This is a genomic window from Thalassolituus sp. (assembly GCF_984348125.1).
Map to the genome: position 1 here is coordinate 157,116 of NZ_CFHJLR010000006.1, position 7,183 is coordinate 164,298.

The 7,183-nt window shown below is 54.2% G+C and carries 7 protein-coding genes and 1 pseudogene; 6 read left to right on the forward strand and 2 right to left on the reverse strand.

What is annotated here, in order from left to right; genetic code table 11:
- Position 1 precedes the first annotated feature (1 nt).
- Positions 2 to 523: a peptide deformylase gene (gene def / locus AC5E51_RS06620; protein ID WP_301377867.1), complete on the reverse strand. Its 522-nt coding sequence runs from the start codon at positions 521 to 523 to the stop codon at positions 2 to 4.
- A 105-nt stretch (positions 524 to 628) separates the two neighbouring features.
- On the opposite strand from def, the gene AC5E51_RS06625 reads away from it, so the two are divergent.
- The 6 genes from AC5E51_RS06625 to aroE all read left to right on the forward strand — a co-directional run bounded on the left by AC5E51_RS06625 (position 629) and on the right by aroE (position 6,509).
- Positions 629 to 1,690 (forward strand): LysM peptidoglycan-binding domain-containing protein, encoded by a 1,062-nt coding sequence (locus AC5E51_RS06625; protein WP_297533322.1) that lies wholly within the window; start codon positions 629 to 631, stop codon positions 1,688 to 1,690.
- A 74-nt stretch (positions 1,691 to 1,764) separates the two neighbouring features.
- Positions 1,765 to 3,015 carry a DNA-processing protein DprA gene (gene dprA, locus AC5E51_RS06630; RefSeq protein WP_301377866.1) on the forward strand — a complete coding sequence of 417 codons (1,251 nt, stop codon included), beginning with the start codon at positions 1,765 to 1,767 and terminating at the stop codon, positions 3,013 to 3,015.
- A 69-nt stretch (positions 3,016 to 3,084) separates the two neighbouring features.
- Positions 3,085 to 3,897 carry a chemotaxis protein CheW gene (locus AC5E51_RS06635; protein ID WP_301377865.1) on the forward strand — a complete coding sequence of 271 codons (813 nt, stop codon included), beginning with the start codon at positions 3,085 to 3,087 and terminating at the stop codon, positions 3,895 to 3,897.
- Between the two features lie 252 nt (positions 3,898 to 4,149).
- Positions 4,150 to 4,695 carry an L-threonylcarbamoyladenylate synthase type 1 TsaC gene (gene tsaC, locus AC5E51_RS06640; protein WP_068435091.1) on the forward strand — a complete coding sequence of 182 codons (546 nt, stop codon included), beginning with the start codon at positions 4,150 to 4,152 and terminating at the stop codon, positions 4,693 to 4,695.
- 17 nt (positions 4,696 to 4,712) lie between these two features.
- Positions 4,713 to 5,660 (forward strand): oxygen-dependent coproporphyrinogen oxidase, encoded by a 948-nt coding sequence (hemF, locus tag AC5E51_RS06645; protein ID WP_068435093.1) that lies wholly within the window; start codon positions 4,713 to 4,715, stop codon positions 5,658 to 5,660.
- A 24-nt stretch (positions 5,661 to 5,684) separates the two neighbouring features.
- Positions 5,685 to 6,509 (forward strand): shikimate dehydrogenase, encoded by an 825-nt coding sequence (aroE, locus tag AC5E51_RS06650; RefSeq protein WP_068435095.1) that lies wholly within the window; start codon positions 5,685 to 5,687, stop codon positions 6,507 to 6,509.
- A gap of 75 nt (positions 6,510 to 6,584) precedes the next feature.
- Here aroE and AC5E51_RS06655 read toward each other — a convergent pair.
- Positions 6,585 to 7,082 (reverse strand): annotated as a pseudogene (locus tag AC5E51_RS06655) (ISL3 family transposase); the annotation flags it as partial.
- Positions 7,083 to 7,183: the final 101 nt, after the last annotated feature.

The following is a 7,183-nucleotide window of genomic DNA, read 5'->3' on the forward strand; positions in this document are numbered from 1 at the left end:
ATTAACGCTTCCCCTGACGGGCTTCGATTTTGTGTTTCTTATCCAGCTTACTTTTGATGCGATTACGCTTCATCGGAGAGATGTAATCGACCATCAGCTTACCTTCGAGGTGATCGACTTCGTGCTGAATGCATACCGCCAGCAGGCCGCGACATTCAAGCTCAAACGCGTCACCCTTGCGGTCGAGGGCTTTCACCAGGCAATGCTCAACCCGGGTCACGTCTTCATAGAAGCCAGGTACCGAGAGGCAGCCTTCCTGCATCGACTCCAGCTCGCCATCAAGCACGGTAATTTCCGGGTTGATAAACACCAGTGGCTCGCTTTTGTCTTCGGACACATCAATCGTGATGATGCGTTCATGAATGTTCACCTGGGTGGCTGCCAGGCCGATGCCGGGTGCGTCGTACATGGTTTCAAACATGTCGTCGACGATTTTCTGCACTCGTGCGTCGACCTCTTTAACAGGTTGTGCAACGGTTCGCAGACGTGGGTCCGGGAATTCCAGAATATCTAGTATGGCCATGAGAAATGCGTTACTTATGGAATTTTATGGTAGTGACTTGCTAATATGGCCGCGTGGCAGCCAATTCAACGTCACCCTGAACGCTAATAATAAAGGGAATAAAGGATGAGCAAAACCATCAAACGACTCCTCGTTGCAGGTTTGATGTGCCTTTCAGCCGGTGCAAGCGCACTGGAACTCAGAGCTGACGCCCCTGAGCGCTATACGGTACAAAAGGGTGACACCCTCTGGGATATCGCAGAACGCTTCACTGGCAACGCTTGGGAATGGCCTGAAATCTGGTACCAGAACGACCAGATCAACAACCCTCACCTTATCTACCCTGGCGACATGATCGGCCTGATTGACGTAGATGGCCAGAAAAAACTAACTGTAATGGAGCGCGGACAAGCATCCCGCACCGTTAAACTACGCCCGGGCGACGTGAAAATGTCTCCTTCGGCACGTGTTCAACCTATCGAAGCCGCCATTGCCGCCATCCCGATGGATGCGATTCAGGGTTTCCTGCGTGATCACCGCATCGTTGAACCAGAAGAGCTCGCGAAAGCCCCTTATATTGTCAGCGGTGCCGACGGTCGCGTTCTGATGGGCGCCGGAACCAAGGTGTACGCACGTGGCAAAGTGGACGGCCAGCTGGCTTCTGCTTACGGCATTTTCCGTAAAGGCGACGTCTTTGTTGATCCAGTCACTGACGAAGTACTGGGTATGGAAGCCACCGATATCGGTAAGGCTTCAGTTGAAACCGTTGAGGGCGATGTCATCACCCTGATGCTGGAGAAAACTAACCAGCAGGTTTCGACCCGCGACCGTCTGCTCGAAACAGAAGACCGCGAACTGAAATCCCGTTTTATTCCTAAGGCTCCGGGTCAGCGTATTGCTGGTGAGATTCTGGCAGTGACCAATGGTGTATCTCACGTCGGACAGTTCGATGTTGTTGCTCTTAACCGCGGTGAGCGCGACGGCATGGACGTCGGGCATGTCATGCTGATCAAGAAAGCGGGCGAAGTAGTCTACGACCCGGTTGAGAAAGAGAAGATTCGTCTGCCAGCAGAGGATGCCGGTAGCATGATGGTTTTCCGTGTGTACGAAAAAATGTCCTATGCGCTGATCATGCGCGCTCAGCGTCCGCTGAAAGTAGGCGATTACTTTGAGTCACCGAAAATCTGACAATTTCTGAATGACCAATCACAGACTCACGCTTTGACGAGGTGAGTCTGGCAGGCCACGGAGGCCGCATGTCCATGGATGGACTCACATACGCACCCGATAGCTCCAACGGCGACTCTGCCGCTCCTCATCCTGACCGAAGTACACTGCTCGCCTGGTGGCGTTTACGCAGTATTTCTGGCGTGGGCAATATCGCCCTAAACGAAATACGCAGTCGCCTGACGAATCCGGAAGCCCTGTCACAATGCAGCCCTCGGGACCTTATCCAGCTTGGCCTGAAGCCCGAACAGGCAGACCGCTGGCACAATGACGCCGCACTCAGCCGCGGCTTTGAAATATTGGAAGACTGGTGCCAGCACCCGAATCAAGGCGTATTGCTGGCAGGTACCGCAGGCTACCCCGAATCCCTGAATATACTCCGCGATGCGCCCATTTTTCTCTGGTATCGAGGCAATCTGAGCGCACTGCAGCAACCCGCGATTGCAATGGTTGGCAGTCGAGGGGCATCTGCAAGCGCCCTCGAATGGACGATAGATACCGCGGCTGAACTTGCCTCTGCCGGAATGGCTGTGGTCAGTGGACTGGCGCTTGGTATTGATGGCGCAGCGCATCGCGGTGCGGTATCGACAGGAGCAACCATTGCCGTGATGGGAACCGGGCCCGATATTATTTATCCGGCAAAACATCGTAGCCTGGCGGCTAGTATCGTGGAGCATGGCCTGTTGCTGAGTGAATTCAGCCCCGGCACCAAAGCTCAGGCGCGCCACTTTCCATCCCGTAATCGCATCATCAGTGGTCTGAGTAGCGCGACCCTTGTGGTCGAGGCCGGGATCAAAAGCGGCACCATGATTACTGCCCGAATGGCCGCCGATCAGGGCAGAGATGTGTTGGCAGTACCGGGAGCACTCGGCAACCCACTCAGCCGGGGGCCGCACCAACTGATTCGCGAAGGCGCGCTACTTGTCGAAAACGCGCAGCAAATCCTTGAGGCCACGCTTTCAACCGGCATGTCATTTCAACAACCATTCCAGCAACCCCACCAGAAACAACAGCAGCTACCCAGGCACGCACCGCAGCAACCAGGGCTCACGGGCTTTACTGATACAGCAAACAACTCTTCGCACACCCAAAGCACCAATGACCTGGCCACGCCCAGCGCCGAGGCTCCTGAACTGCTCAATCACATTGATTTTAATCCGACGCCGGTCGACGTGATTGCTCTTCGCAGCTCACGCCCAATATCTGAGTTGCTCGGAGAACTTCTGATGCTGGAACTTGAAGGCTGGCTGTTACAGGCACCGGGCGGATACTGCCGGGTACGGTGAAATCCTTATACCGCGAATGGTAAAGCGTCCGGCCTGATCTACACTTTATCGAATGAGGAGGAGCTACCGATGAACCAGACCGCCGTTGCCACACAGTCAGATGTGGCAGGAAGCTATCTTACCTTCCATCTGCCACGGGCAAAGTACGCTCTACCCGTGGATTCGATTCAGTACATCACCACACTGGATGCAATCGACCCACATGATGTGCCCGGCGGCAAATCTGGCATTCGCCGTATGTTCACCTACGAGGGAACACAGATTCCTCTGTTTAATTTCAGCCGTCTGATTGGCTCAACCTCGCAACTCGAAGAATGTAAACAGCTAATCTCCATGCTGAAGCAACGCCGCCAGGATCACATTGACTGGATTACAGCGCTTGAGCACAGCATCAATCATGGCGAAGAATTCAAAAAGGCAGTCGACCCTCATCTTTGCGCTTTTGGCCTCTGGTACGACAAATACAAAGCGCATGACGAAGAGCTGCACAAAATCATGGCTCAGTTCGATGAGCCACATAAGCGCATCCATTCTCTGGCGACCCGGCTGCTGAAAATGGCGCATGAGGAAGATAAAGCCGAAGAGGCCAACCGCATTCTGAATGACGAGAAGCACTCCACCCTGAAGGTGTTATTACGATTATTTGATCAGGCAACCGCACGCCTCGAAGAAATGCTTAAGCCCGTGGTGGTGATATTGCGGGCAGCAGGCAGAACCTACGGTATTGAACTCGACTCGATTGATCAGATTATCGAGTTCGACAATCGCCATTGGCTCCCTGATGAGGAGCAGGAACTGCAACATGCCTGCTACGATGGTTTCCTGCAAAAAAGCGAAGGCGAGTTATTCATCCGCCTGGAACCGGCTCATCTGACCAAATAGAAACAAGCTAAGTAGAAACCAGGTAGACTACTAACCCTCGCGCTTAACTGAGCCTCGCTGTACACAGTATGGGCTTTGCTCCAGCATCGGATGGATTCTCCCCAGAGCAGGCCGTAGCTTTACTGTCTAAGCTGCCAAAATAACAGGTTACCTTATTCACCATGCCTTACCTCAAGGTCGCCTCCTTGCCGCCACGCCGGGCTTGAGGTAGGGTTCCGCAATCTTTTCAATCAAAGTTACCGGAACCCTTCTGTGAATCCCTGGCATTTACATCAGGCCCTGCGTTGTATCCGCTCTGGTGGCGTTATTGCCTATCCGACGGAAGCTGTCTGGGGCCTCGGTTGCGACCCGACCGATAAGCAGGCAGTGCATAGAATCCTTGATCTGAAATCACGCCCTGAGCATAAAGGCCTCGTACTGGTAGGCTCATCGCTGGAGCAGTTTCAGGACTGGATCAAGCCATTGTCCGACGACGATAGAAACACCGTCATGGCCACCTGGCCCGGCCCGGTGACCTGGGTTCTGCCCTGCCATGATTCGGTACCTGTCTGGTTGCGTGGCAAACACAGCAGTCTCGCTATCCGGATCAGCGATCATCCGATGGTGCGCGCACTCTGCAATGAAGTGGGCCCTTTGGTGTCTACCTCAGCGAATCCGGCAGGTAAAGAACCCGCCCGAACACTGTTGCGCGTCAGGCAGTACTTCCCGTCAGGTATCAATTGCCTGCTACCCGGTGCGCTGGGCGGACGACGCCAACCCTCTGAAATCCGAACACTCGACGGCCAGCGCTTGCGCTGAGCAACTCAGGAGACCCAATGGCCAACACTTCATGTGATATTCAGGCAGTAAAATCTTTCCTGCTCGACCTGCAGGACAGAATCTGTGCCGCGCTCGAAGCGGCAGACGGAAAAGCCACCTTTGTCGAAGACGCCTGGGACCGCGAAGAGGAAGGTAACAACCCGATGGCGCTCACTGGCGGCGGTCGTACACGAGTGATCACCGGCGGCACCATCGAAAAAGGCGGTGTAAATTTCTCGCATGTTCGCGGCGCCAAACTGCCAGCATCAGCCACGGCTAACCGCCCTGAACTTGAAGGTCGTAGTTTTCAGGCGATGGGGGTCTCTCTGGTGATCCACCCAGAGAACCCGTACATCCCGACCTCGCACGCTAACGTACGTTTCTTCGTCGCCGAGAAAGAAGGTGAAGAGCCTGTCTGGTGGTTTGGCGGAGGCTTCGACCTCACGCCTTATTACCCATTTGAAGAAGATGTGGTGCATTGGCACCAGGTGTCTAAAGACCTGTGCGTCCCATTCGGAGAAGATATTTACCCGAAATACAAAAAATGGTGCGACGAGTATTTCTTCCTGAAACACCGGAATGAAACCCGTGGCGTTGGTGGCCTCTTCTTCGATGACCTGAACAACTGGGATGGTAAAGTCGACTTTGAGCGCAGTTTCGCCTTTATGCAGGCGGTCGGCAATGGCTATATTGATGCGGTGGTCCCCATCATAGAACGCCGCAAAGGCATGCCATGGGGCGAGCGGGAACGTAAGTTTCAATGCTACCGACGAGGCCGTTATGTCGAATTCAACCTGGTATTTGACCGCGGTACTATTTTTGGCCTGCAAACCGGCGGGCGCACGGAGAGCATCCTCATGTCGATGCCCCCTGTCGCGCATTGGGATTACGACTGGAACCCTGAACCAGGTAGTCCCGAAGAACGCCTTTACAAAGATTTTCTGCCTCACCGGGACTGGGTGTAGTACCGGCAGCAGTAAGGAGACGCAATGACCGACCTCTATGCAGTAGTCGGCAATCCGATCTCGCACAGCAAGTCACCTGATATTCAGAATGCCTTTGCTGAGCAGACCGGTGAGGACTTATTTTACAAAACGCTGCTGGCACCATTGGATGACTTCGAGGGTGAAGTCAGACGCTTTATTGAACACGGTGGCAGCGGATTAAACGTGACGGTTCCCTTCAAAGAGAATGCCTACCGCTTAGCAAATGAATTAACCGCCCGTGCTAAACGCGCAGAGGCGGTTAATACGTTAAAGAAGATGCCTGATGGTACGTTGCTCGCCGACAATACCGACGGTGCTGGTCTGGTCAGAGATCTGATGATTAACCACTCGGTGGTTCTGGAGGGAAAACGCATCCTTATCCTCGGCGCCGGAGGTGCTGTTCGGGGAGTACTGCAACCACTTCTGGAGCAACAGCCCGCAGGGGTCGTCATTGCCAACCGTACCGAATCAAAAGCGCAGACGCTGGCAAAAGATTTTGCCGACCTCGGTCGTGTTTCAGCCTGTGGCTTTACCGATATCGACGGCAGTTTTGATCTGATTATCAACGGCACATCTGCCAGTCTGGCTGGCGAAATGCCGCCGATACCTGTATCGGTCATCCATCAGAATACAACGACCTACGACATGATGTATGGAAGCAATACGACCGTGTTTAACCAGTGGGCTGAAGATCACGGTGCTCTTCGCACCATCGATGGTCTGGGCATGCTGGTCGAGCAAGCCGCTGAGGCATTCTATGTCTGGCGCGGGGTACGCCCCCAGACTGCGCGGGTGATGCAATCGTTACGGAATGAACGTCGCCGCTAAGCCTGTTTACAGCAAGCAGTAAAATAAGGGTATCCGGATTAAGTGGTTGATGATCCCCTCTGATCCACCAAAACCTTAATCCTCCCAGAAGGTTGATAGATCGACGCCGTAGTTCTTCTCGGCCTCGGGGAGACCCATGCTGTAGGTCATGGTGGCCTTGCCCAGGAACGGAGATTCCTTGGTCTGTGGCGTCTTCTTCTTGTGCTTGGTGGTGTAGAGCATCCGGGCCCGCATCACCTCGAATGAATAGCCCCGGCCATCGCGGTTCTTGTCCTTGGCCAGCCGGTTGATCGACTCCGTGAAGGCGTTGGTGATTGGGATGTCGGTCTCGAAGTAGGTCAGCACCTCCTCACGCCAGCCACTGACGGCGCTAACGAGATCCTTCCAGACCTCCTTCTGCCCCTGCGGGATGCCGTCAACCCAGGCAGCCAACGCCTTCTCAGCATCCCGCCGGGTGGCACAGCCCCAGATGTGGTAGAACCGCTCCTTGTGCTCATAGGCTGCCAGGAGCTGGGGGAAGGCCCCTGTCCAGGTTTCCATGATGAGACGCTCGCGGTCTGAGACGTCGTGAGCCGATTAGCAATTGACTTTATAGTTACGGAACCGTAAAGTTTCGCCCAACGTAATAGTAATGATTGTCACTTACATTTCGAAAAACAAATGGTAATGGAGAT

Excerpts from the sequence above, each read along its gene's own strand:
- dprA (WP_301377866.1), top strand. The coding sequence starts at position 1,765 with ATGGATGGACTCACATACGCACCCGATAGCTCCAACGGCGACTCTGCC.
- aroE (WP_068435095.1), top strand. The coding sequence starts at position 5,685 with ATGACCGACCTCTATGCAGTAGTCGGCAATCCGATCTCGCACAGCAAG.
- hemF (WP_068435093.1), top strand. The coding sequence starts at position 4,713 with ATGGCCAACACTTCATGTGATATTCAGGCAGTAAAATCTTTCCTGCTC.
- AC5E51_RS06625 (WP_297533322.1), top strand. The coding sequence starts at position 629 with ATGAGCAAAACCATCAAACGACTCCTCGTTGCAGGTTTGATGTGCCTT.
- AC5E51_RS06635 (WP_301377865.1), top strand. The coding sequence starts at position 3,085 with ATGAACCAGACCGCCGTTGCCACACAGTCAGATGTGGCAGGAAGCTAT.
- def (WP_301377867.1), bottom strand. The coding sequence starts at position 523 with ATGGCCATACTAGATATTCTGGAATTCCCGGACCCACGTCTGCGAACC.